The organism is Clostridium aquiflavi (genome assembly GCF_031344075.1).
In the GTDB taxonomy this organism is placed as follows: domain Bacteria; phylum Bacillota; class Clostridia; order Clostridiales; family Clostridiaceae; genus Clostridium; species Clostridium aquiflavi.
In genome coordinates this window covers 1-26,359 of sequence record NZ_JAVJAN010000015.1, presented here as the reverse complement: position 1 = coordinate 26,359, position 26,359 = coordinate 1, and the positions used below count along the sequence as shown (strand labels likewise).

The window sequence follows — 26,359 nt, the reverse complement described above, 5'->3', positions numbered from 1 at the left end:
TAGCTTATTTTTTATATTAATATTATTTTAAAGTTATTCCTTGATTATCTTTTCCATGACAAATTGCTGCTGATGAACACCCAGAACACCCACAACCACAACCGCCTTCTCCATTTTTAGCTTTCTTTACTCTTTTGAACACTACTAATCCCATCATGAAAAATATAATACTAGCTATTATTATTGTAGCTAACATAAGTATCACCACCCCTTATAAAATTTATTAGTAGATAATTTTAAATAATTACCTACTAATATTTAACATACTATTTTATATAACTTAATTTAACATTACTATTTATATTTACTGATTTTTTATTTGATAATAGAATTCCAGCTATTATTGCTACTACTATAGCGATAGATATAAGTGCGCCTATTATATTTCCACCATAGAATAAAGCATTACCAACTTGATTTATTAATAATGCAACAAGATATGCTGTACCTGTTTGGAATCCTAATGTAATCCAAGTCCATTTCCATGAACCCATTTCTCTTTTTATTGCACCTATTGCTGCAAAACAAGGAGCACAAAGCATATTAAATGCTATGAATGAAAATGCACTTACTGCTGTAAACATTCCTGCTACATTCATAAGAAGTGTTGGATCTTCTTCTGTTGCTTCTGCAATACCAAACAGTATACCAAATGTTGCTACAACATTTTCTTTTGCTACAAGTCCAGTGATTGTTGCAACCGCAGACTGCCAATTACCAAAACCTAATGGTGCAAAAATTGGTGCAAAAACATTTCCTATACTTGCTAGTATACTGTCACCAGCATCTACCATTTCTAATGACCAATTAAATGATTGCATAAACCAAATTGCTCCACAAGCAACAAATATAATTGTACCAGCTTTTATAATAAATGCCTTTCCTCTATCCCACATATGCATAAGAACGCCTTTTAAACTTGGTATATGATATTGTGGAAGTTCCATAACAAATGGAGCTGGCTCTCCTTGAAATAGTTTAGTCTTCTTTAAAAGAATTCCACAAATAATTATCATTATAATTCCTAAAAAATATACTGATGGTGCTACCCATGATGCTCCACCAAATATTGCTCCTGCAAGCAATGCTATTATAGGAACCTTAGCACCACATGGAATAAATGTAGTTAACATAATTGTCATTTTTCTATCTCTATCATTTTCCATAGTACGAGTTGCCATAATTCCTGGAACTCCACAACCTGAACTGATAAGCATAGGTATAAATGATTTTCCTGAAAGTCCAAACTTACGGAATATTCTATCCATTATAAACGCAACACGTGACATATACCCACAATCTTCAAGTATTGATAATAGGAAGAATAATATCATAATTTGAGGTACGAATCCTAATACTGCTCCTACTCCACCAATTAAACCATCAACTACTAATCCTTGTAACCATTCTGCTACGCCTAACCCTTCAAGCCAAGTTGAAACATTTCCACTTATAATTTCTCCAAATAATGTATCATTTGTCCAATCTGTAGCTATAGTTCCAAGTGAACTTACAGCTATGTAATATACTCCCCACATAATTAATGCAAAAATAGGAAGCGCTAAAAAACGGTTTGTTACAATCTTATCAATTTTGTCTGATGTAGTTTCATCATTTTTATTATTCTTTCTTACTGCTTTAGAAACTACTTTTCCAATAAAATCATAACGTTCTCCCGTAATTATACTTTCACTATCATCATCAAGTTCATTTTCACATTTATTTATTATTTCTTCTACTTTATCTAACACATTTTTCGAAAATTTATTATTACTTAAAATATTTTTATCACGCTCAAAAAGTTTAATAGACAACCATCTAGTATCTATTTCATTCTTAAAACTGCTGTTATCTAAAGCTTGTTCAATATCTTTTATAGAACTTTCTACTTCTTGTGATAGCTCTAGCTTAAAGTTATTAGCATTTTCTTTTTTTGAAAGTTCAATTGCTTTTTCAACAACTTCTTTAATACCTTTTCCTTTTATAGCTGAAGTTTCAACAATTGGACAGCCTAATAGTTCTGAAAGCTTTTCTATCTTTAACTTGTCACCATTTTTTTCAACAATGTCCATCATATTAAGTGCTAAAACTGTTGGAATTCCAAGTTCTAAAATTTGAGTAGTTAAATATAAGTTTCTTTCAATATTAGATGCATCAATTATATTAATTATTACATCTGGTTTATCATTCATCATAAAATCACGTGTCACAACTTCTTCAAGCGTATACGGTGAAAGTGAATATATACCTGGTAAATCTACAATTTCAACATCCTTATTCCATTTTAATTTACCACCCTTTTTTTCTACTGTTACCCCTGGCCAGTTACCTACATATTGTGTTGATCCTGTAAGGTCATTAAACATAGTTGTCTTTCCACAATTGGGATTACCTGCAAGACCTATCTTTATTGACATTTGTCTTCCCCCTTAATTTATATAGATTATCATTATCATTAAATGATTATAAAACAAAATCGCTAAAGCGACTTTAGATCTGTATCGATTTTTTACGCATCTGCCTTTTTGAACGTATGTGAGAAAAATATGGCAGGTGACTACAATTATCTTTTTTATTCTTCATGGTTCATTTGTTAACCTTTAGCTAAATTTATCTTTCAGTTATCCACAATCTTTCCAAGAATACAATTTTCTAAAGAATAAAAAAATACATTAATTTAATACTTACCCAACAATTATCATTTCTGCATCAGCTTTACGAAGTGATAATTCATAATTTCTAACTTTTATTTCAATTGGATCTCCAAGTGGTGCTACTTTACGTACAAATATCTCGCAGCCCTTAGTTATTCCCATATCCATAATACGCCTTTTAATAGGACCTACTCCTTGTATCTTAAGAACATTAACTGTTTGTCCACATTTAATATCTTTTAATGTATTCATTAATAATTCCTCCTTAAACTATTATTCTACTAGCCATAGCTTTATCTAATGCTATTCTACTTCCCTTTACTTTTATTATTAAACTTCCTGCAATTTCAGAAATAATGCTTACAGTTTCTCCTGCAATAAATCCTAAACTTGATAGGAACTTTTTAGTCTCATCATTACCTCTAATTTTTTTAATTGGCATACTTTGTCCTGTATTTGCTAATATTAATGGCATATTTTCTCCTCCTCATATTATGTACTTATACAAATATATATAGTACACCTTTTATGAAAATGAATAATCTTTTCTGTTGATAATTATTATCATGATGATATTATAACACTTTTATCCAAACTTGAAAATGATTTTCATTAATTTTGTCCTATTTTTAATTTATATTTAAAATAAAACGTTTTCTGATGATGATTTATTATGTTTTTCTTTGTTAATATATAATATCTTTATTATTTTCTAATTTTAATCTTTTATATAATTTTCTCTACATAAAAAGGATATTAACTAGATTCATTAGTTAATATCCCTAAACTTTAAACTTATCACTTTATTTTACTTGCATATATTTCCTGCTACATTTAATACATCCCAAGTTCTTGAAAATGGTGGTGAATAACATAAATCTAGCATTCCAAGTTCTTTAGTTGTTAATTTTCCAAATATGCATGCAGCAATAACATTAACTCTCTGTACAGCATCTTTATATCCTGCAACCTGTCCTCCTAATATTCTTTTACTTTTAGCTTCATAAATCAACTTAACATAGATCTTATTTTGACCTGGATAATAGTTAGTTTGATTCATATCTGTTATAAATTTAGTCTTATAATCTAATCCCATTTGTTTAGCCTTTTCTTCTGTAATACCAGTTCTTCCAGCTTCAATATCTAAAACTTTTATGCAACTAGATGATAATGAACCTTGAAATGGTAAATTAGTTCCCCCTAGATTTTCTCCAACAATACGTCCAAGTTTATTGGCACCTGTAGCAAGAGGTACATAACTTTTTTCATTTGTAACTATTTGATTTATTGTTGCACAATCTCCAGCTGAATAAACATCTTCAATTGATGTTTTGCCATATTCATCTACAATAATTGCGCCATTAGATAACATCTCTATTCCACTATCTTTAATAAATTCTGTATTAGGTTTAACTCCAGTAGCTATAATTACTATATCAGCATTTATTTCTCTTTTATTAGTACGTATCTTACTGACTTTATCATTTCCTATAAATTCAGTAACAGTTTCTTGTAAATATAAATTTACACCTTTATCTCTTAATTCCTGTTCTAATACTTCAGTAATTTCTTTATCAAAAACATCCTTTAATATTCGATCCTCCAATTGAAATACTGAAACTTCTTTCCCATTGCTTTTAGCTGCTTCTACTGCTTCTAATCCAATAAATCCTGCACCTACTATTGCTATACTCTTATTATTTTTCTCCATTAAAAGTCTTTTTAAAATCTTTCCATCATCCATACTTTTTAATGTGTACACATTTTTTAAATTAACATTTTTAATTGGAGGTATTATACTCCTTGCACCTGTCGCTATCATTAATTTGTCATATTTATCATTAAATTGAGAACCCGCCTTCAGATTCTTTACTGTAACCAATTTATTTTTAAAATCTATATTAACAACTTCATGATTAGTTTTAACATCTACTCCACTTTTTATAAATTCTTCAGGAGTTCTTGCAATCATATTTTGTGAGTCTTCAAAAAAATTTCCTACGAAGTAAGGTAATCCACAAGCACCAAATGATACTATATCTGATTTCTCATAGATTACTATTTCAGCTTCAGGATTTACTCTTCTTAATTTTGCAGCTGCACTTGTACCTGCTGCTATTCCACCAACAATTACTACTCTCATTTTTTTCCTCCTACTCTATATTAAACATTATATTTTCTACTTACTTTAACTCTTTATTACATAATAATATCTTTCTTTTAATTGGTCAATATTCTTATCTGATTACTCTTATTTACCTTAAATACTACACATACTTTAAAGTAGTGTTTATATTTTATCTTCTTTTCATTTAATTATTATGTTAAAATAATTTATATAGTAAATATTTCAAAAAGAGGTGTTAATTATGGATCGTATGAAATCAATGTTACTTACAGTCGGTATTATATTGGTATATTCAGTTGCCGTTGCACTAATCTATAAACTATATAAGAAATTCTCTGCTAAAAGAAAAAGTAGATAAGTTTTACTATAAATATCTTCAATTTAAGAAAGATATAAAATTAATGAAATCGATTAATTTTATATCTTTTTTTGCAATGTAAAAAAAATCATTGATATATATAAGTAAATTAGACTGAATTATTAAACTTAGGAATACTAAAAATGAATATAATCCAATTATGATGCACTTTATCTATTAAATATATCACTGTAACCTAAAATATAGCCCTTGTAATATCTTACTAACATTTTATATTATTAATATTTAATAACTCTTTTAAATTATTTATCTTATAATCATATTTATCTAAATCACCAAATCCATAGCTAGCATATATAAATGGCACTCCTGCTTTCTCACTTGCTATTGCATCCCATTTAGTATCCCCTACATATGCTGGATTATTTAATTTATTTCTTTGCATTACTATTTTTATATTTTCAGCTTTTTCTAATCCTGTTCTACTTGGATCTTCAAAATCCAGAAAATATTTTTTTAAATTATGCGCCTCTAAAAAACATTGTATGTAGCCATCCACACAATTGCTAACTATAAATAATTTATATTTTTTATATAATTCTTTTATTGTATCTTGCAACTCTGGATATAATTTACCCCCATTTTTTAATAAATACTTTAATTCAATTTTAGTGCATTCATCTATTACATCTTTTCTCGATTTTTCACTTAACTGTGGGAAAAACTTTTCTAATATATCATCCATTGTCATTCCCATCACACTTTGAATTTCTTCAAGAGACATTCCTTTCTTAGTTTCATCGTATTTTGAAAAAACTTCATTCCAGCATATATAAAATGCTTCTGTAGCATCCCATAAAGTTCCGTCTAAATCAAATATAAGACTATCCATATAAATTCTCCTATCTATAAAATTCTTAATATTATTTATTTTCTCTAATTAAATATTTCTTTCCTTCTTAATTTTAAAATATAATTTTTATATTTCAAATACATGGATTTTTTAATATACATAATTAAAATTTAGTTTCTTTTATGGTATGAATTTATTTAAGATTTTATTCTAAAAATAAAGTTATATATTTATTTATATAATAGTACAAAACACACATTTTTTTCCTAAAATACACTAATTCAAAACCCTTGTATGGGAACATATGTTTGTGTATAATATTATTAAGGATATATGTTTAGATTAATATATAAGGATGTGTACACAAATGGAATTAATGGAAAAGCTAAAAATTCTTTCTGGAGCAGCAAAATATGATGTCTCTTGCTCATCATCAGGTTCTAAAAGAAAAAATAAAAACAATGGACTTGGAGATGCTTCTAGTAGTGGAATATGTCACAGTTTTACTTCAGATGGACGTTGTATCTCATTGCTTAAAATATTATTTTCAAATGATTGTGTTTTTGATTGTAAATATTGCATAAATGGTTCATCTAAAGATTTTTTAAGAGTTAGTTTTACTCCTGAAGAAGTATGTAACCTTACTATTAATTTTTATAAGCGTAATTATATAGAGGGGTTATTCTTAAGTTCTGCTATTATAAAAAATCCTAATTATACTATGGAACTTTTACTTAAAACTGTGAAAAAATTAAGACTAGAAGAGAAGTTTAATGGATATATTCATTTGAAAGCGATTCCTGGCGCTGATCAAAAATTAATAAATGAAGCTGGAAAATATGCTGATAGAATGAGTGTAAATATAGAATTACCTTCAAATGATAGTTTAAAATTATTAGCTCCTCAAAAAAATAAAGATAGTATATTAAAACCTATGAATACTATAAAAAATTCTATAATTAATTATAAAGAAATGAAAAAAAACATAAAAAGTACACCTTTATTTGTTCCTGGTGGGCAAAGCACTCAATTAATTGTTGGTGCTACCCCTGAAAGCGATGCTAAAATATTAAATTTATCGCAAGCATTATATGATAACTATAATTTGAAAAGAGTTTATTATTCTGCATATGTTCCTGTTGTAAAAGATAATCCCCTTCTACCTGTGATAAGTCATCCTCCTGTTCTTAGAGAGCATAGACTTTATCAAGCTGATTGGTTAATTAGGTTTTATGGATTTAGGGCAAATGAATTATTAAAAAATAGTACAGATAATTTTGATTTAAATTTTGATCCTAAAACTTCTTGGGCTTTATCTAATTTAAATGATTTTCCTGTAGAAATAAATACTGCATCATATGAAAAATTATTAAGAATTCCTGGTATTGGTGTTACTTCTGCTAAAAAAATATTAAAGATCAGAAGAGTTCATAGATTAACTTTTGAAGACTTGAAGAAATTAAGAGTTATTTTAAAAAGATCTAAATATTTTATAACTTGTGACGGTAAATATTATGGAAATATTTCTTTTGATGATTTAATAATAAAAAATAAATTATTAGAAGATTCCTATAAACCATCTTCCAAAATAAATATTAATCAAATATCATTTTTTGATTCTTTTGAAATGAACACTAAGACCTTAAGTGATAAAATAACTTCTATAAATGGAGATTTTTAATTATGAAAATACTAATATATGATGATACTTTCTTTGGGCTTTTAAATGCTTTATATAAAAGTTTTAATTATGATCAGACAAATTTATTTATATGTAGTAAAAAAAATAATATACCCTTGCTTGGAAGCGAAATTATTAATATAAATACTAATTCTCATATTGCTGAGAAAGTTCAAAATACTATAATTTATAAAATAGACAAATTAGCTCTAAAAAAAATCTATATTGTATATTTAAGCAATTACGAAAATAAAGAAATGCTCTTACTTAAATATTTAAAAATTGCTTTTAAATTAAACAAGGATGTTCATTCTTTTTTAAATATTGATGAAATTAGGCTTATAGATACCATTAATAAAAAAGTAACTTATGAAAGTCATAGATTTAAAGGATTTATTAGATTCAACCTTATAAATAATAAATTTTTCTATTCTTCTATTGAACCTGATAATGATATATTAGAACTTATAGCTGACCATTTTAAGAAAAGATTTAAAAATGAATACTTTATAATTCATGATTTGAATAGGGAAAAAGCAATAATTTATAATAAAATAAATTATGAAATAATTCCTCTTGATTTAAGAGATTATGAAAAATTGAAAACACATTCTGATAACTACGGTACACTTTGGAGCACATATTTCAAATCTACAGCTATAGTTGAAAGAAAAAATCTAAAATTACAAAGTAGAATGATGCCAAAAAGATATTGGAAGCACATAATAGAGGTTAATGACTAAAATTTATATTCTAATCATTAACCTCTCTAGACATTAGATAATTTTGTATTTACACAGAATTATCTATACTCTCACTTCTCTAGTATATCTATAAGTAAAACTTATCATAGTAATTAAACTTAACCTACTAAAATTCTATTCTACCAAATAGATAATCTATCTTTTACTTTTATATACATATCATCATTTTCAGTTACATTATAAATTTCATAGAATTTTTCAAATTGTTGTAATACTGTATTTACTCTAATATCACTAGGTGAATGGCTGTCTATTTTTAATAATAATACTTTATATTCTTCAGTAGTTACATCTCTCCATACTCTAGCAAAATTTCTAAAAAACTCATCATAATTTACATTAGGTATTTTATCTAAAATATCTAACATACAAGTCATAGATCCAATATCCGCAATATTTTCACCTAAAGTAATTTCCCCATTCACTTTTATCCCAGGTAATGCTTCTATATTTCCATAAACCTCTTCTATTCTTTTAATTTTATCTTCATATTTTTTATAATCTTCATCATTCCACCAATTTTTTATTTTTCCATTTTCATCAAACTTAGATCCATTATTATCAAAAGCATGAGTAATTTCATGTCCAATAATAACTCCTAATCCACCTAAATTTTTTTCTTTACTTTCATTTATATCATAGAACGGTTTTTGCAATATAGCTGCTGGAATTGTAATTTCATTAGACTCAGCATCATAATATGCATTAACATCTTCTGGTGATATTTTGTTAAATGATTCTCTAGAACTTATAGGTTGTTTATATGAAAATTTCTCTAAATTTATTATATTTTCAAGAAGTGATCCATCTTCTTTATATGACTTTATTTCTAAATTTGAATAATCTGTCCATTCTTCTGGATAGCCTATATTTACTTTTATATTCTTTAACTTTTTAATAGCGTTATCTTTAGTGGAAGCACTCATCCAATCAAGATTTTTAATTCTATTTGAATAAGTATTTATAATTTCTTCAGTAATATTTTTCACATCATTTTTTATCTCTTCACTAAAGACCTCTTCTACATATAATTTACTTAAAGCTGAATTGAAATTCTTTTTTACAAGTTCTTTAGTTTCATCTTCTAATGATATACTATCTATATCATATAATGATTTTTGTAAAGCTAAATATTCATTTCTAAAATTTTCACTTAGATATTTACTTGCAGCAGAAATCATACAAACTTCAGTATAATCTTTTATTACTTGCAAATTTTCTTCACTATATAACTCATTTAATTTATTTAACCATTTAGGTTCAAATAAAATTACTTTGTCTACATTTTCATATCCAAGGTTTTTTATTATATATGATAAATCTAAATTACTTGAAAGTTCATTAACATCACTGATTTTATAAGTTTTATAGTTATTTTTTTGGTTATTATAATACTCTGCAAATTCATTAACACCTATAATAGATGGTGCTAATTGATTTTCAAAATAAAATAAATTATTAACTTTTATTATCGATTCTTCTCTAGAATATCCACTTAACATTAATATATTGACTAAGTATTTTTCCATATTTTCTCTATTATCTTTAGTTTTATCTGTTTCATTTCTATATTGATCTGAATCTCCTAAAACTAATCTTGTTGATGAAATATATAGTGCATTGTTTTTCTCATCATAAATATCGCTTCCAACACTAAAATTAATTAAATTACTAAATATATTTATCGTTGGATCGCCTAATAATTTTGTAAGCTCATTTATATTTTTAGCTTCCTTTATTTTATTTGTATATTTCTTTATAGGTTCTGCACCTTGATTATTTCTTTCTGAAATATTAATAGAATTATTATATAAATTTATTATCTTCTTTTCGTCTGTATTACTTAAATATTTATCTTCATGAATTAATAAATCATTAAATATTCTTTTTGCGTCATTATTAACCTTATCCTTTGTTTCAGTAAAAGTACTTTTAGCTTCTTCATCTTGTTTAAGTATTGATTTTTTTAGCCATTCCTTATTAACAGCTTCATAGAAGTTGTCTTGTAGCCTTATTTCATTATTGCTCTGCTTAATTACTTCACTTGCAAATACATTATAATTTATAAATGAATTTATAATAAACACAGATAATATTAAAGCTAATGTACGTGCTGTTTTTTTATACTTTATCATATTAGTCCCCTTCACATTTTATATTATATGTTAATTATATAAAAAACATCTACTTAATAATAGCATTATTAAACAGATGTTCTTTATTTAAGTATAATTTAAGATAAAATTAATATTTATTTGCATACATTTTAGACTTAAAAATATATGTTTTTCACAAGAATCACTTTATCTCTCTATATGCATATTATATTTATTAAGCAATCAAAATGAAGGGATGAAAAAATTTTATGTACAAAAATGATAATTGTACCTATAAATTAAAAGAATATGCACGTGCATATATAATGCCTCAACCTTATGAAAATCTATTCACATGTAAAGAAGGCTTTGTTAAAGGAACTATTTTTAAAGACCTTTACGAACCTTATAATGAAAAGAAAAAAAGTAAATGTTAATGTGGGGTGATATATTATGTATGAAAAAGATTTATTAGATAGTATAAGAATTTATCAATTTTCAGCTGTTGATCTAAATTTATTCCTTGATAATTTTCCTGATAATGAAAATGCAAAAAAAGACTATGATATAGTATCAGCTAAATTAACTTGTTTAACTAATGAATACGAAAAAAATTTCGGTCCTTTAACTAATTTTGGTACTTCTTTTAAAGAAGATCCACGTTATTGGATAGAAAAATCTTGGCCTTGGGAAAAAGAAAATTAGGAGGAATAAAAGATTATGTGGTATTATGTTAAAACATTAGAATATCCAATAAACTTAAAGTGTAAAGATCTTGCAATGGCAAAATATCTTATGTCTCAATATGGAGGACCTGATGGAGAATTAGGTGCCGCACTTAGATATTTAAATCAACGTTATACAATGCCTACTGGAAAATCCAAAGGATTACTTACTGATATAGGTACAGAGGAAATGGCGCATGTAGAAATGCTTGCTACTATGATTTATCAACTTATGGAGAATGCAACATTAGATGAACTTAAAGAAGCAGGTCTTGGTGGACATTATGTTGATCATGGAAAAGCATTATTCTATACTGATGCTACTGGAAACCCTTGGACAGCAACTTATATCCAAGCAAAAGGAGATGTAATTGCAGATTTACATGAAGATATGGCAGCAGAACAAAAGGCTAGAGCAACTTATGAACATTTAATTCAATTAACTGATGAACAAGATATTAAAGACGTCTTAAAATTCTTAAGAGAAAGAGAAGTTGTACACTATCAAAGATTTGGTGAAGCTTTAATGAACGTCCAAGATCATTTATGTAATAAATAATATTTCTTCAAATTTTGTGCTCTATTTTAAATTAATGTTTGCATTACAATATCAACACACATTTAAAATAATGCAAAATTTTTAAAACTTTCATAATTAAAATGAAGTTTAAAAAATCTCTACAGTTTTATTTCTGTAGAGATTTTTAAGTTGTTTAATTAAAAATGTACTCCATTCCAATAAACACATTGCTTTACTATTGTTTTTTCTGGGAATTCTATTCCGTCTAGTGCCCACTTTTTATATTCTTCAAATCCTACTCTATCGATGATATATCCTATATGTTCTTTGCCACCTGGAGCACTTTTATCTATATACTTAGCCACAAATTTATAAGTGTTCAATATTATCTTAATTATACTTTGTTCATCTGACCAAATTAAGAAATCTTCAGCAAGACGTGGGTTTCTTTTACCGCTTCTACCCATTATAACTAATTTATAATATTTTTCTTTACTTCTTGTCCACGCACCAGTAGGACAATTTATAACACATTCTCCACATCCAATACATTTTTCTTCATTTCTTACTACTTTATAATTTACTGCTTTAAGTGCATCTACTGACTTCTTCTTACAAGCTCTTACACATGCCCCACAGCTTACACATCTCTCTTTATCATACTGTGGTTCAGTCATTCCTATTATCCCAAAATCATGCATTCTAGCTTTTACACAATCGTTTGGGCACCCGGTAAGTGCTATCTTAAAGTGTAGATCATTGGGAAATATAGCTTTTTCTATTCTTTTAGCAAAATTAGTTGTATTATAATTTGCAAATGGGCAAACATTATTACCAATACATGCTGATACATTTCTAGTTCCAGCAGATGTATATCCCTTTCCTGGTATTTCTTGATTTATACCTAAACTTTCTATAATTGGCTGTAATAATTCATTTACCTTATTAATATCTTCATATTTTATTCCTGGTATTTCAAATCCTTGACGTGTTGTTATATGCACACTTCCATTACCATACATTTGCGATATTTCTTGTATCTTGCCTAATAAATCTGCTTGTAAATGTCCTCCTGGAACTCTAACTCTAGAAGCAGTTAATCCCCTTACTTTAGTAACTCTAAAAGCATTTTTCTTGATTTTTTTTGTATTTAAATCCATAATTAACTCCTCCTAGTCTAGTAAAGACTTACCTTTTGAATAATTAAAAACAGGTCCATCTAAACAAATATAAGTATCATCTATTTTACAGTGTCCACATTTTCCTATTCCACAGCACATTTTTCTTTCTTGAGAAATCCATATATTTTTTTCTTCTATTCCAAGTTTTAAAAATTCTGCAACTGTGAACTTCATCATCATAGGAGGTCCAACTACAATAACAGCAACATTATTTAAATCTTTTATATCAAGTTCTGGTATATATTTAGTAACCAATCCTACTTTTCCATCATAGCTTTCATCAGCATTATCTACTGTAATAATAGCATTTATTTTATCGTTCCAATCTTTTATATCTGATTTAAATAAAATGTCATTAGGAGATTTAAAACCTGCTATTAATGTAAAACTGTTAATTTTATCTATATTATTTGCAAAATAATCAACTACACCTTTAACTGGAGATAAACCTGTCCCACCTGCTACAATAATTAAATCTTTTCCCTTATATTCATTTACATCAAATCCATTTCCATAAGGACCTCTTAGATATAATTTATCACCTACATAATTATTGAATATTTCATTAGTAACTTTTCCAACTCTTCTTATTGTTAAGTCAACAGTATTTTCTTCAATACCACTTACTGAAATAGGTGCTTCTCCAAACTTAGGCAATGATACTTCAAAAAATTGTCCTGGTTTTACATCGCCTGAAAATTCCATTCTGAAAGTATATTCAATATCTGTATGTTTAATAACTTCCTTAATTTCTGATAAAAAAGGAATATATTCATTTCTACTCATTAGAAGACACCTCTTTCATTCCATTTTCTAATTTATTTACGCAATTAGAGAAAGATATATATTCTGGACAAATATCATCACATCTACCGCATCCAACACACATGTGATATCCCCATTTCTTTTTATAATCATATACTTTGTGCATAACTTTAAATCTCATACGTTGTCCTTTGTCAGCTCTAAAAGTATGTCCACCAGCCATCTCAGTAAATCCATCTACTTGACATGAAGCCCATACCCTACGTCTTTCACCTGCTTTTCCATTATCAGTGTAGAATATATCTTGCATTGTAAAGCAAGTACAAGTTGGACAAACAAAATTACATCTACCACATGCAATACAACGTGCACTATAATCTTCCCACATTTTTGAATTTATAATATCTAATGAAAGATTATCTGGCACTGAAACCTTTTTATTGTTTTCACTTACAAAGTCAGGCTTCACTTCTATATTTTCACCAATTGAAAATAGTTTTATGAATTCTTCTTCTTTAGCATCTATATATACTTCGTCACCTATAACTTTTAAATATGCCGCATATTCATCAGTTTTATTAGTTTCCATGCTTACACAAAAACATTTTTCAAATGATTTTTCACATCCAATTAAAATGAACTTAGTTTTTTCTCTTAATCTCTTATAATAAAAATCTTCATGTCCATTTTTTAAATAAATATCATCCATACGTTTTATAGCATGTAAATCACAACTTCTTAAAAATACTAGTGCACCTTTTTTAGAAGTCTTAGCTTCTTTTATCTCATCCTCTGTAAAGAAGAACAATGTTTCAGATATTGGTAATAAAATTTCTTTAGATGAATATTCAGCTTTTTTATCAAAAACTATTTCATCTATATTTTCTACCTTTCCATACCTAATTCTATCTGTATCAGAATAAGTTCCTTCTCCTAGAAATAGCTTAGGCGCATATATATCATATTCTCTTGATAAATTATCAAAAATATTATTTACATCAGTTTTATTTAATTTATATCCCATAATGATATCCCCTTACTTCTTTTTTGATATTAAATAGTATGGAACTGCTAAAAATATAGCTCCTCCAATGATATTTCCAAGTGTTACAACTATGATGTTATATAAATATCCCATTACACTTACATATGCTGCACCTGGTGAAAGTAATCCTACTGTTAAAAGTGTCATATTAGCTACACTATGTTCAAATCCAGCTGTTATAAACACAAATAAACACCAAAATATCATAATTAACTTAGCGACTTCATTCTTACAACGAAAACTACACCATACAGCTAAGCAAACTAGTATATTACAAAGTACACCTCTCATTAATAATGGTAAAAAAGGCACACTCATTTTCACCGCTGAAGTACTAGCAATAAACTCTCCTACTGGACCTGTTGCAAGACCTGTTAAATAAAACATAGCTCCTGTAATTATAGATCCAACTAAATTTCCTAAAAAACAAAGCCCCCAAACTTTAAGTGTATCACTCCAAGTTACTTCACCACTTAAGGATCCTGCTGTCATAACAAAATTATTTCCTGTAAAAAGTTCTGATCCTGCCATTACTACTAAACTAAGTGCTACTCCAAAAGATGCTCCCATAATTACTTTAGTAAATGGTGATCCTGCACTACTTAAAAGTCCACCTATTGTAAATATAAGTATTATTCCCATTCCTACATAAGCACCTGCAAGCATTGAGCTAATAAAATAACCTAATTTATTATTTTTTAGTAAATTAACCTTTGCTTTTGCAGCTACTACTACACTGTTAAATTCTTCACAAAACACCGTATTAAATCTCCCTTCATAATTGCGATTTTAAATTATGCTTTCCATTAATCTAAGTATATATTCTAAAGAATTAAAGCACCGTGATATTAATCACGGTGCTTTAAAAAACTGCGATAATTTTTCCTGATTCCTTACTATTATCTGCTTATTTTTATATTCAATTAAATTTTCATTACATAATATTTTTAATGCCCTAGATATTGTTTCCCTTTTCGAACCTAATAAATCTGCTAAATAGGTAATAGTTATCTTTTTATCAACTACTACTTCACCGTTTTTTTCAATTCCATAATCCTTGCTTAATTTCCACAGTTTTGCACATAATCGTTTTTCCATTTTTATAACGCCTGTTGAATTTTTAATCTGCCTATATAACCTTCTTACTTTCATTGATAATGAGCACATTACATTTTTGGTTAATGTAAAATCCACTTCCATAAGTTTCAAGAATTCCTCTTTATTGAAACTTAAAATTTCTGCTTCTTCGAAAACTTCACAATTAATGGATGATGGTAATTCCTGTATTATAACATCATTAATCATCTTACCTTTTCCTAAAATAAAGATGGCTCTCTTATGTCCACATTCATTTGATTTATACAATGATACTGTACCACTTAATACTACATATAAATTTTTCACATCTTCTTTATCTCTAAAAATATGCCTCCCTGAAGGGTATTTAATTAAAATTCCCATTTCAATAATTTTATTCAAAGAATCATCACATATATTTTTAAAAATTTCTAAATTTCTAAGTTCCTGTATGGTAACATTATTCATAATTCCTCCAAAATATATATTCTAATAATATTTAATATATTTTTTAACTTAATGCTAGCTTTTAAGTTTCGGCAAGAATCTTACCTATATCTCTTAAATCATATTCACCCAATCCTTTGATTTCTTTTTTGAATTTTTTAGATTGAATTATCTCAATTATTAACTTATAAAGTGGATATTTTAAAGAGGATTTTTTTATAATCAAATCATATCGTTCTTCTTGTATAGGTACAAAATCAATCTCACTCACTTGATGGGCAACCTTTTCTATTCCTATCCCTAAGTCTCCATCCCCCACAGCTATACTGCTTGCTACTGCTAAATGAGAAGATTGTTCAAAGTTATAACCTTTAATAGACTCGCCTTCAACATTGTATAATCTTAACTTCTCATCTAACAATACTCTAGTACCTGATCCTTTTTCTCTATTCACTATACTTATATCATTTTTTATTAAATCATTCCATGTTGTTATGTTATGTGGATTTCCCTTAGCTACATAAAAACCTTGTCTTCTATAAGCTAAATTAATTATTATGCAGGGAATTCCTGGGATTAATCGTCTTACATAAGCTGTATTATATTCATTTGTATCACCATCCCAAAGATGTGATGACGATATTGATATCTTATCATTATATAAATCACACAAGCTCGTGTAACTACCAACATTTGAACGTAAAACTCTAATATTATCAGTTTTTTCTTCAATATGACGAGCTAAAACATCTAAAATAATATCTTGTCCTGAAATTATGATATCATTTTCTACTTTAAATTCAGAATTTATATTCACATTATTATTTAAATAGTTGTTTGTGATATTCTTACTATTTCTTGAAGAAGATTTTTGATCATTTATATATTCAAAAACATCTTTTTCATCTATCCTTAATTTTTTTCCTATCTTATATCCAGGTAATTCGCCTCTCTTTACAAGTTCATAAACTGTATTTTTATTTATTTTTAATAATTCTGATACTTCAAGTGCAGTCAATGATCTTTCTGAGTCCACAATTAATCTCCCCCTTGTATAATCTAGTTGTAACATTTCATAGAAAGCTATTTATCTTTCTAACGAATATTTCACTTCTTATTAATTTTATCATTAAGAAATAATAGTTGCTATAAAATATTATGTTTACCAAGGAAAATTTTGTTATTTTAGCAATTATGTTGTTGAATCAATTCTTAAATAATGGTAAAATTATTAAAAATATACAAAACAGTGTAAAACTCAATAAAACTATACAAAACAATGTTAAAAGGGGAGATATTTATGAAAAACAAAATTTTAATCGCATTATTAGCAGTTACATCTTGTATCGTATTACTTTCAGGATGTGCAAAAAAGGAAACAAAAAATAGTTCTGCTCAATCTAACAACTCTGAAAAAATAGAACTTAACATTTCAGCAGCCGCTAGCTTAAAAGAAGCTATGGCTGATATTCAAGAAAAGTTCAAATCTATTGCACCGAATGCTGATCTTGTTATAAATTATGGTTCATCAGGTTCTTTACAACAACAAATCGAACAAGGTGCTCCTTGTGATATCTTTATTTCAGCTGGTCAAAGTCAAATGAAAAAATTAGATGAAGAAAATTTATTACTTGAATCTACAAAAAAAGATTTAGTAAAAAATGAATTAGTTCTTATTGGTCCTAAGTCTACAACTATTACTAGTATAAATGATTTAAAAACCGATAAAGTAAAAAAAATTGCAGCTGGTGAACCATCAAGTGTACCTGCTGGAAAATATGCTGATGAGACTTTCAATAATTTAAACATAAAATCTGATATAGAATCAAAATTAGTATTTGCAAAGGATGTAAAAGAGGTACTAGCATGGTCAATATCCGGTAATGCTGATGTTGGATTTGTTTATTTAAGCGATGCTTTAAATAATAAAGATGCTAAAATAATTGAAACTATTCCTGAAACATGCCATTCTCCTATTACTTATCCTATTTCTATAGTAAAAAATACATCAAAATCAGATGTTACAAAACAAGTTGATACTGCAAAACAATTTGAGGATTTTTTGTTTACAGATGATGCTAAAAATATTTTTGAAAAATATGGCTATAAATCTATAGACTAATTAATTATGAGGAGGAATTAATATGGGTATGGACCTTTCACCATTATGGATATCTTTAAAAACATCTTTAGTTGCGACATCTCTTACCTTTGTATTAGGTATTATTGTTTCATACTGGATAGCAAATTTTAATGGAAAACTCAAAGGATTACTTGATGGTTTATTAAATTTACCATTAATTCTTCCTCCAACTGTTGTTGGGTTCTTTTTACTTCTTATATGTGGTAAAAATGGATTTATAGGAAAGTTATTTTTAATATTTGATAAATCTTTAATATTTTCTTGGACAGCCACAGTAATAGCTGCAGTAGTTGTCTCTTTTCCAATGATGTATAGAACAACTAGATCTGCCTTTGAACAAATAGACACTAACATCATTTCAGCTGCTAGAACACTGGGATTAAGTGAATTACAAATATTCTATAAAATTGCTATTCCATTATCTTGGCCTGGAATAATAGCAGGGTTAGTATTATCTTTTGCTAGAGCTATGGGGGAATTTGGTGCTACTTTAATGATTGCAGGTAATATCCCTGGAAAAACTCAAACTATGCCACTAGCAATATTTTTTGCAGTGGAAGGTGATGACATGCAGAAAGCCCTTTTATGGGTTATCATAATCGTATCACTATCATTATTTATGATTATTTTATTAAATTATTGGTCAGACTTACAACTTAAACTCATTGGAAGGAGAATTAAGTAATATGTCTTTATATGTAAACATAAAAAAAGAATTATCTTCAATTTCTTTAAATGTAGAATTTAATCATAAAAAAGGAATATTAGGATTTCTAGGGGCATCTGGTTCAGGTAAAAGTATGAGTTTAAAATGTATTGCTGGTTTAGACAAGCCTGAACAAGGAAAAATAATATTAAATGATACTATTCTATTTGATTCAAAAAAAAACATATCTATTTCATGTAAAAACAGAAAAATAGGTTTTTTATTTCAAAACTATGCTTTATTTCCTAATATGACTGTTGAAGAAAATATTAAAGTTGGACTATTAAATTCAAAAAAAGCTAATGTTAATAATTTGGTTAATAAATATATAAATAGATTTGGATTAAGTGGATTAGAAAAAAATTATCCTTGGCAGTTATCTGGTGGGCAACAACAAAGAGTTGCTTTAGCTAGAGCTTTAATTACTTCTCCGGATATACTACTTTTAGATGAACCTTTTTCAGCTTTAGATCATCACCTTAGACATAACATGGAAAAAGAATTATTGTCTATTCTAAAAAATTATGATGGTACTGTTATTTTTGTTACTCATGACATAGAAGAGGCCTATAGAGTATGTGATAATATAATTGTCTATGATAATGGTACTGCTCTTAATATGAGAGAGAAAAAATCATTATTTAATGCTCCAAAATCGCTTGCCGAAGCAAGATTAACTGGCTGCAAAAATATATCTCATATAAAAATAATTGATAATAATAAAATCTATGCTGAAGACTGGGGACATGAATATATTATAAAATCTAATTGTGATATAAATAATATTAGTTACATTGGTATAAGAGAACATAATATAACATTATGTAATGATAAAAATATTGCTAATACATTTCCTTTTATGGTTGAAAATATAATAGAAAATCCATTTGATTACACAATATATCTTAAAAATCCTAATAAAACAACTTCTAACTTAATAAACTTTAGGCTTACTAAAGATCTCATTAATTTTCACAAAGGAGATTTAATATATCTTACATTTTCTACTGATGATTTATTCTTATTTTAAGATTATCTAAAATTAAGATATATCACTTATTTAATGATGCTTAACTAAATTTCAAGCTTTTTAGTTAATAGTACTGAATTTGAAAATTTTGATTAAAAACCCTAAAAATTTTCTAAAAATACATATTTTAAAATCCCTGTACATTGAAAAAGAGGATTCACATTTTAATGAATCCCCTTTTATAGATTAGGCTCTATTTTAAATATGTGTATATATCAATACGCTACTAAAGCACAGCCATAAGTTAAAATAAATGTAATTTGATACAACCATTTTTATTTTACTAAATATTTATTTACTTTGTAAATATTCATCTATAGCTTCTGCTGCCTTCTTACCAGCACCCATTGCAAGTATTACTGTTGCAGCACCTGTAACAGCATCTCCACCTGCATAAACACCTTCTTTAGTAGTTAAGCCATTTTCATCTGCAACTAAACACTTCCACTTATTAACTTCTAATCCCTCAGTTGTTGAAGAAATTAATGGATTTGGTGAAGTTCCAAGTGACATTATTACAGTATCTACATCCATAATAAATTCTGATCCTTCAATTTCAACTGGTCTTCTTCTTCCAGATGCATCAGGTTCCCCAAGTTCCATCTTAACGCACCTCATACCATTAACCCATCCATTTTCATCTGTTAAGATTTCTTTTGGATTAGTTAATAAATCAAAAATTATTCCTTCTTGCTTAGCATGATGAACTTCTTCAATTCTTGCTGGAAGCTCTGATTCACTTCTTCTATATACTATATGACTTTCAGCTCCAAGTCTTAATGCAGTTCTTGCAGCATCCATAGCAACATTTCCGCCACCAACTACTGCAACTTTTTTACCATTCTTAACAGGAGTATCATATTCATCTAAATATGCTTTCATTAAGTTAACTCTTGTTAAAAATTCATTTGCAGAGAATACTCCATTTGCATTTTCTCCATTTATACCCATGAATTTAGGAAGACCTGCTCCTGATCCTATAAATACGGCTTCAAACTTTTCATCTTCAAAAAGTTCATCTATAGTTATAGTTTTTCCTATTATAACATTAGTTTCAATTTTAACACCTAATTTTTTAATGTTTTCAACTTCATTTTTAACTACTTTTTCCTTTGGAAGTCTAAATTCAGGTATACCATATTCTAAAACTCCACCAGCTTTATGTAAAGCTTCAAATATAGTAACATCATATCCCTTTTTAGCTAAGTCTCCAGCACAAGTTAATCCAGAAGGACCACTTCCTATTACTGCAATTTTTTTACCATTTGAAGGAGCTGTTTCACTTAAGTCGATATTGTGTTCTGCAGACCAATCAGCTGTAAATCTTTCTAGTTTACCAATTGATACTGGTTCACCTTTTATTCCTAATACACACTTACCTTCACATTGGCTTTCTTGTGGACATACTCTACCACATACAGCAGGAAGTGCACTATATTTTGCAATTTCCTTTGCTGCATCTTCAAATTTATTATCTTTTATATGTGATATAAATCCTGGAATATTGATAGCTACTGGACATCCTTCTATACATTTAGGATTCTTACAATTTAAACATCTTGAAGCTTCTTTTTTAGCTTCTTCTTCATTATATCCTAAACATACTTCTTCAAAGTTTGTTGCCCTAACTTTTGCATCTTGTTCTCTTACAGGAACCTTAACCATTCTATCTTTCATATCCATTATTTATCACCTCCGCAACCACAGCCACCATGACTATGAGTATTTCCTTCTTCAACCTTTAATTGTGCTCTACCTTCTTCACTCTTATACATAGCTTGTCTTCTCATTGATTCATCAAAATCAATTAAATGTCCATCAAATTCTGGACCATCAACACAAGCAAATTTAACTTCATTTCCAACTGTAACTCTACAAGCACCACACATACCTGTACCATCTACCATAATAGGATTTAAGCTAACAGTTGTTTTAATTCCAAGTTCTTTAGTTAATGCTGCCATAAATTTCATCATTATCATAGGTCCAATAACCACTGCATGATCATACTTCTTTCCGTCATTAACTAGGCTTTGTAAACAATCAGTAACTCTACCATTAAATCCATAACTTCCATCGTCTGTTGATATATATAAATTTCCTGCAACCTTTTTCATTTCTTCTTCTAATATTAAAAGTTCTTTATTTCTAGAACCAACTATAACGTCTACATTAATACCATTTTCGTGCATCCATTTAACTTGAGGATAAACTGGTGCAGCACCAACTCCACCTGCTACAAAAATAATATTTTTCTTTTTTAATTCTTCTAACTCTTCATGAATGAATTCAGTTGGTTGTCCTAAAGGTCCAACAAAGTCACTTACATAATCATTAACTTCATATTGTGCTAATTCCTTTGTACTTTTTCCAACAGTTTGAAAAACTATTGTTACTGTTCCTTTTTTACTATCATAGTCTGCAATAGTTAAAGGAATTCTTTCACCTTTGTCATCATTTTTTATTATTATGAATTGACCAGGTTTTGCTGATTTTGCTACTCTTGGAGCTTCTATATCCATTAAAAAAATATTATTTGTAAGCTCTCTTTTACTAACTATCTTATACATTTTTGTTCCCCCTGTTCAGATTTTATATGCATACTATAAATATACACTAATTGGATAATTTTTTAAAATGTTTTTTGAAATTTTACTTAATTAATATTTTATTTTACTAAAATGTATATTTTTTAAATATTTTCTATTTATTTATAATTTTTTGTTTTAAATATGTGTTGATATATGTAATAGGTAAAGTGGAACTATAATCATTTTAGTGTTCCTAAGTTCAATTACTCCGTCCATTTTGCATATACATATATCAACACTCTGCTAAAACATAATCTAAAAATAAAAAACTAACTTAATAAAATTCAAATAAAATTCCATTAAATTAGTTTTTTATTATATTTTAAATAAACATCTCTCTAATATCTACTTCTTTCTTTTAAAGCTCTTTGCATTTCTCTATTATGAGCTTTTTCTAACATAGAATCTCTTTTATCATAATCTTTCTTACCTTTACAAATACCCAAAGCTACTTTAACTTTCCCAGCTTTTAAGTATAATGTTAATGGAATTAAAGTATATCCATCTCGAGATACTAGACCTGCTAGTCTATGAATTTCTGATTTGTGTAATAATAATTTTTTTTCTCTTAAAGGCTCAACATTAAATATATTGCCTTGTTCATACGGACTTATATGCATACTTAATATAAAAATTTCACCATTTCTAATATCTGCATAGGATTCTTTTAAATTAGCTCTACCATTTCTAATAGATTTTACTTCCGTCCCAACCAATGCAATACCAGCTTCAATAGTTTCTTCTATAAAATACTCATGTCTTGCTTTTCTATTTTCTGCTAAAGTATTTGAACTTTTTTTTCTTACCATTTAATCACCCACAAATAATCATAAATTTTAATGTATAACTCTATTTTAACAGAGTGTTGATATGTAAATAAGTAAAGCTACTCTGATTACATATACCAACACACATTTAAAACATAGCCTAATGTATAATTTAGGTTTCATACTAACTCTTATATAAAATTATAATATAAGTAGTATTTTTAATCAATTAATAGATATTTAACTAAGAATGGGCTCTTCCTCTGAAGATAAAAGTTCCTTTATAATTTCTTTACTATTTTTCTCTTCTTTATCTTCTTTATCTTCATCTATTTTTGTTGACACTAGTTTAAAATAAATTTCTCTATTATCTATATCAACCTTAACACATTTTACTGTTACTTCGTCTCCAAGTTTATGCATATTTTTTGTCTTTTCACCAATTAACGCTAAGTGTGCTTCATCAAATATATAGTAATCATCATCTAGCTCAGTAACATGAACTAATCCTTCAATAGTGTTTGGTAATTCAACAAACATTCCAAATGATGTAACAGAGGATATCATTCCAGTAAATTCTTCTCCTATTTTATCAAGCATATACTCAGCTTTCTTTAAATCATCAACTTCCCTTTCTGCTTCTTGAGCTACTCTTTCCTTTTCAGATGATTGTTTTGATGCTACATCAACTATTGGTACTAATTTTTTAAATCTTGCATCATCAATTTCTCCATTAAGATGTTCTTTTATTATTCTATGAATTTGTAAGTCTGGATATCTTCTTATTGGAGATGTAAAGTGACAATAATACTGTGCAGCTAATCCAAAGTGACCTACACATTCTGGTGCATAACGTGCTTGCATCATTGATCTTAATAATAATGTACTTACTATTGTTTCTTCTTTTTTTCCTTTAACTTGTTCTAATATACTTTGTAAAGTTTTTGGATTTACATCTTCACTCCAATTAATTTTATATCCTAAATTATATATAAATTCTTTAAATTTAACTAACTTTTCTTCATCTGGATTTTCATGAACTCTATATACAAAAGGAAGTTTACTCCAGAACATATGCTCAGCAACTGTTTCATTACAAACTAGCATAAATTCTTCTATAATTTTATTAGCTATTTCACGTTCATATGGCTTTATATCTATTGGTTTTCCCATTTCATCTAAGATTATCTTTGATTCTTCAAAATCGAAGTCAATTGCTCCTCTTTTCATTCTCTTATTTCTTAATATTAAACAAAGTTCTTCCATTAACTTAAAATCTTCACAAAGATAATCATATTTTTTTATTAATTCTTCATCATTATCTCTTAATATCTTAGTAACATCAGTATATGTCATTCTTTCACTTGTTTTAATAACACTTTCCATTATCTCATGGTCTACGACTGTTCCTTTATTATTTATTACCATAAAGCAACTTAATGCTAACCTATCAACCTTTGGATTTAATGAACATATCCCATTAGATAATTGTTTAGGTAACATAGGAATAACTCTATCTATTAAGTAAACAGATGTAGCTCTTTTCAAAGCTTCCTTATCTAATATATTATTTTCTCTAACATAATGAGTAACATCTGCAATGTGAACTCCTAATTTAAAGTTTCCATCTTCCAATTTTTCTATAGATACAGCATCATCTAAATCTTTAGCATCTTCTCCATCTATAGTTACCATTCTAAGATCTCTTAAATCTACTCTTCTTTTATATTCTTCAGGCTTTATAGTTTCTGGAATTTGTTCTGCAAATTTTAAAACTTTTTTACTAAATTCTTCTGGTAAACCAAACTTTCTTATAATTGTTAAAATATCAATACCTTTATCGCCTTTTTTACCTAATACTTCTTTTATTAATCCTTCTGGACTTCTTTTTCTATCAGGCCATTTAGTTATTTCTACTATAACTACATCACCATTTTCTGCTCCATTTCTATCCTTTTTAGAAATAAAAATATCTTGAGTAATTCTTGTATCTTCTGAAACAACAAACCCAAAGTTTTTATTATCTTCATATATTCCTACTATTTTAGTTGTATTTCTTTCAAGGATTTTATAAACTTCGCCTTCTCTTTTTTTAGTATTTGAGTTTTCCCTTGTTATTTGAACTTGTATTTTATCTCCATTTATTGCTCCATTCATACATGAACTTGGGATAAATACATCATTTTCTCCTTCTACATCTGGTATTAAAAATCCAAATCCCTTTGGATGTGCTTGAAGCCTTCCAGTAATTAAGCCTACACTCTCTGCTATTACTCCTACACTCTCTGCTATAATATATTTATTTTTTTGAGTACTTGAAATCAAGCCTTCATTTTCCATAATTTTTAATATCTTTTTGAAATCACCATATTCATGTGATTTTATATCAAAAACAAGAGCCAACTCTTCAATAGTCATTGGATTATATGCAGGTTCTTTCATAAAACTTAATAATGTTTCTTTTATTGTCATGACACGTCCTCCTGTTATCTTAACTGATAGCAAATATTTCTATTATATTAAGTATATACTACCACAATAACATTTTATAATATATATTTTTTATAATTATCTTTAGTATTTGCTTATAAATTAAAATTTATTTGATTTTAAGAAAAAAAGACTGCAAATTATTAATTTGTAATTAAATTTAACTCTGTTTTAAATGTGTGTTGATATATGCAATAGGTAAAGTGGCATTGTAATTTAACTTTGAGAATTCTCAATGAGTATTGTCACATTTACTGCTTGTCTCAATTTTATATTGGGAGCAAGCTAAAATGTGACTATACTCATTTTAGCATTCCTAAGTTCAATTACTCCGCTCACTTTGCTTATGCATATATCAACACTCTGCTAAAACAGAG

At 27.6% G+C, this 26,359-nt stretch carries 25 protein-coding genes; 8 read left to right on the top strand and 17 right to left on the bottom strand.

The features are described from left to right. Positions 1–22: 22 nt before the first annotated feature. The 6 genes from RGC78_RS06910 to RGC78_RS06885 all read right to left on the bottom strand — a co-directional run bounded on the left by RGC78_RS06910 (position 23) and on the right by RGC78_RS06885 (position 5,993). Positions 23–196 (bottom strand): FeoB-associated Cys-rich membrane protein, encoded by a 174-nt coding sequence (locus RGC78_RS06910; RefSeq protein WP_252211992.1) that lies wholly within the window; start codon positions 194–196, stop codon positions 23–25. 70 nt (positions 197–266) lie between these two features. Then, on the bottom strand, positions 267–2,417 hold the full coding sequence (feoB, locus tag RGC78_RS06905; RefSeq protein ID WP_252211990.1) for a ferrous iron transport protein B: 2,151 nt from the start codon (positions 2,415–2,417) through the stop codon (positions 267–269). A 267-nt stretch (positions 2,418–2,684) separates the two neighbouring features. Further along, on the bottom strand, positions 2,685–2,906 hold the full coding sequence (locus tag RGC78_RS06900) for a FeoA family protein (protein WP_252211988.1): 222 nt from the start codon (positions 2,904–2,906) through the stop codon (positions 2,685–2,687). Positions 2,907–2,919: 13 nt separating this feature from the next. Next, positions 2,920–3,129, bottom strand: coding sequence for a FeoA family protein (locus tag RGC78_RS06895; protein ID WP_252211986.1), 210 nt, complete (start codon positions 3,127–3,129; stop codon positions 2,920–2,922). Positions 3,130–3,462: 333 nt separating this feature from the next. Next, entirely contained in the window at positions 3,463–4,797 is a 1,335-nt protein-coding gene (locus RGC78_RS06890) for a CoA-disulfide reductase (protein ID WP_252211984.1), read from the bottom strand. 566 nt (positions 4,798–5,363) lie between these two features. Next, positions 5,364–5,993 carry an HAD family hydrolase gene (locus tag RGC78_RS06885; RefSeq protein WP_252211982.1) on the bottom strand — a complete coding sequence of 210 codons (630 nt, stop codon included), beginning with the start codon at positions 5,991–5,993 and terminating at the stop codon, positions 5,364–5,366. Between the two features lie 328 nt (positions 5,994–6,321). On the opposite strand from RGC78_RS06885, the gene RGC78_RS06880 reads away from it, so the two are divergent. Both RGC78_RS06880 and RGC78_RS06875 read left to right on the top strand, forming a co-directional pair. Continuing rightward, positions 6,322–7,635, top strand: coding sequence for a putative DNA modification/repair radical SAM protein (locus RGC78_RS06880; RefSeq protein ID WP_252211980.1), 1,314 nt, complete (start codon positions 6,322–6,324; stop codon positions 7,633–7,635). 2 nt (positions 7,636–7,637) lie between these two features. Further along, positions 7,638–8,378, top strand: coding sequence for a TIGR03915 family putative DNA repair protein (locus RGC78_RS06875; RefSeq protein WP_252211978.1), 741 nt, complete (start codon positions 7,638–7,640; stop codon positions 8,376–8,378). Between the two features lie 140 nt (positions 8,379–8,518). Here RGC78_RS06875 and RGC78_RS06870 read toward each other — a convergent pair whose 3' ends face one another. Further along, entirely contained in the window at positions 8,519–10,534 is a 2,016-nt protein-coding gene (locus RGC78_RS06870; RefSeq protein WP_252211977.1) for a M13-type metalloendopeptidase, read from the bottom strand. 230 nt (positions 10,535–10,764) lie between these two features. Here RGC78_RS06870 and RGC78_RS06865 point away from each other — a divergent pair, with 230 nt between their 5' ends. From RGC78_RS06865 to RGC78_RS06855, 3 genes are read left to right on the top strand one after another with little or no spacing between them, the layout of a single operon-like run. Beyond that, entirely contained in the window at positions 10,765–10,932 is a 168-nt protein-coding gene (locus RGC78_RS06865; RefSeq protein WP_252211975.1) for a spore coat associated protein CotJA, read from the top strand. A gap of 16 nt (positions 10,933–10,948) precedes the next feature. Continuing rightward, complete coding sequence (locus RGC78_RS06860) at positions 10,949–11,200, top strand: spore coat protein CotJB (RefSeq protein WP_205455214.1); 252 nt, start codon at positions 10,949–10,951, stop codon at positions 11,198–11,200. A 15-nt stretch (positions 11,201–11,215) separates the two neighbouring features. Continuing rightward, a complete protein-coding gene (locus RGC78_RS06855) occupies positions 11,216–11,779 on the top strand; it encodes a manganese catalase family protein (RefSeq protein ID WP_012450300.1) in 564 nt (187 codons plus the stop codon). A 158-nt stretch (positions 11,780–11,937) separates the two neighbouring features. Here the strand turns inward: RGC78_RS06855 and asrC are convergent, their stop codons facing one another. The 6 genes from asrC to RGC78_RS06825 all read right to left on the bottom strand — a co-directional run bounded on the left by asrC (position 11,938) and on the right by RGC78_RS06825 (position 17,291). After that, a complete protein-coding gene (gene asrC / locus RGC78_RS06850; RefSeq protein WP_252211973.1) occupies positions 11,938–12,900 on the bottom strand; it encodes a sulfite reductase subunit C in 963 nt (320 codons plus the stop codon). A 12-nt stretch (positions 12,901–12,912) separates the two neighbouring features. Continuing rightward, positions 12,913–13,707 (bottom strand): anaerobic sulfite reductase subunit AsrB, encoded by a 795-nt coding sequence (gene asrB, locus RGC78_RS06845; RefSeq protein WP_205455217.1) that lies wholly within the window; start codon positions 13,705–13,707, stop codon positions 12,913–12,915. Next, positions 13,700–14,710 carry an anaerobic sulfite reductase subunit AsrA gene (gene asrA / locus RGC78_RS06840; protein ID WP_205455218.1) on the bottom strand — a complete coding sequence of 337 codons (1,011 nt, stop codon included), beginning with the start codon at positions 14,708–14,710 and terminating at the stop codon, positions 13,700–13,702. Before asrA ends, asrB begins: the two co-directional genes overlap by 8 nt. A 12-nt stretch (positions 14,711–14,722) precedes the next feature. Further along, complete coding sequence (locus RGC78_RS06835) at positions 14,723–15,490, bottom strand: formate/nitrite transporter family protein (RefSeq protein WP_252211971.1); 768 nt, start codon at positions 15,488–15,490, stop codon at positions 14,723–14,725. A 93-nt stretch (positions 15,491–15,583) separates the two neighbouring features. Beyond that, positions 15,584–16,276 (bottom strand): Crp/Fnr family transcriptional regulator, encoded by a 693-nt coding sequence (locus tag RGC78_RS06830; RefSeq protein ID WP_205455220.1) that lies wholly within the window; start codon positions 16,274–16,276, stop codon positions 15,584–15,586. 61 nt (positions 16,277–16,337) lie between these two features. Continuing rightward, entirely contained in the window at positions 16,338–17,291 is a 954-nt protein-coding gene (locus RGC78_RS06825) for a substrate-binding domain-containing protein (RefSeq protein WP_205455221.1), read from the bottom strand. 264 nt (positions 17,292–17,555) lie between these two features. Here RGC78_RS06825 and modA point away from each other — a divergent pair, with 264 nt between their 5' ends. From modA to RGC78_RS06810, 3 genes are read left to right on the top strand one after another with little or no spacing between them, the layout of a single operon-like run. Continuing rightward, entirely contained in the window at positions 17,556–18,377 is an 822-nt protein-coding gene (modA, locus tag RGC78_RS06820; RefSeq protein WP_205455222.1) for a molybdate ABC transporter substrate-binding protein, read from the top strand. Between the two features lie 22 nt (positions 18,378–18,399). Next, the gene (gene modB / locus RGC78_RS06815; protein WP_252211970.1) at positions 18,400–19,083 is read left to right on the top strand and encodes a molybdate ABC transporter permease subunit; all 684 of its coding nucleotides are present in this window, start codon (positions 18,400–18,402) and stop codon (positions 19,081–19,083) included. Position 19,084: 1 nt separating this feature from the next. Further along, positions 19,085–20,134, top strand: coding sequence for a sulfate/molybdate ABC transporter ATP-binding protein (locus RGC78_RS06810; RefSeq protein ID WP_252211968.1), 1,050 nt, complete (start codon positions 19,085–19,087; stop codon positions 20,132–20,134). A gap of 291 nt (positions 20,135–20,425) precedes the next feature. Here the strand turns inward: RGC78_RS06810 and gltA are convergent, their stop codons facing one another. The 4 genes from gltA to rnr form a co-directional block, all read right to left on the bottom strand. Beyond that, a complete protein-coding gene (gene gltA, locus RGC78_RS06805) occupies positions 20,426–21,817 on the bottom strand; it encodes an NADPH-dependent glutamate synthase (protein ID WP_309556296.1) in 1,392 nt (463 codons plus the stop codon). Further along, on the bottom strand, positions 21,817–22,704 hold the full coding sequence (locus tag RGC78_RS06800; RefSeq protein ID WP_252211965.1) for a sulfide/dihydroorotate dehydrogenase-like FAD/NAD-binding protein: 888 nt from the start codon (positions 22,702–22,704) through the stop codon (positions 21,817–21,819). Before RGC78_RS06800 ends, gltA begins: the two co-directional genes overlap by 1 nt. 359 nt (positions 22,705–23,063) lie before the next feature. Further along, positions 23,064–23,534 (bottom strand): SsrA-binding protein SmpB, encoded by a 471-nt coding sequence (smpB, locus tag RGC78_RS06795; protein ID WP_003373284.1) that lies wholly within the window; start codon positions 23,532–23,534, stop codon positions 23,064–23,066. 198 nt (positions 23,535–23,732) lie between these two features. Then, the gene (rnr, locus tag RGC78_RS06790) at positions 23,733–25,964 is read right to left on the bottom strand and encodes a ribonuclease R (RefSeq protein WP_252211963.1); all 2,232 of its coding nucleotides are present in this window, start codon (positions 25,962–25,964) and stop codon (positions 23,733–23,735) included. Positions 25,965–26,359 lie beyond the last annotated feature (395 nt).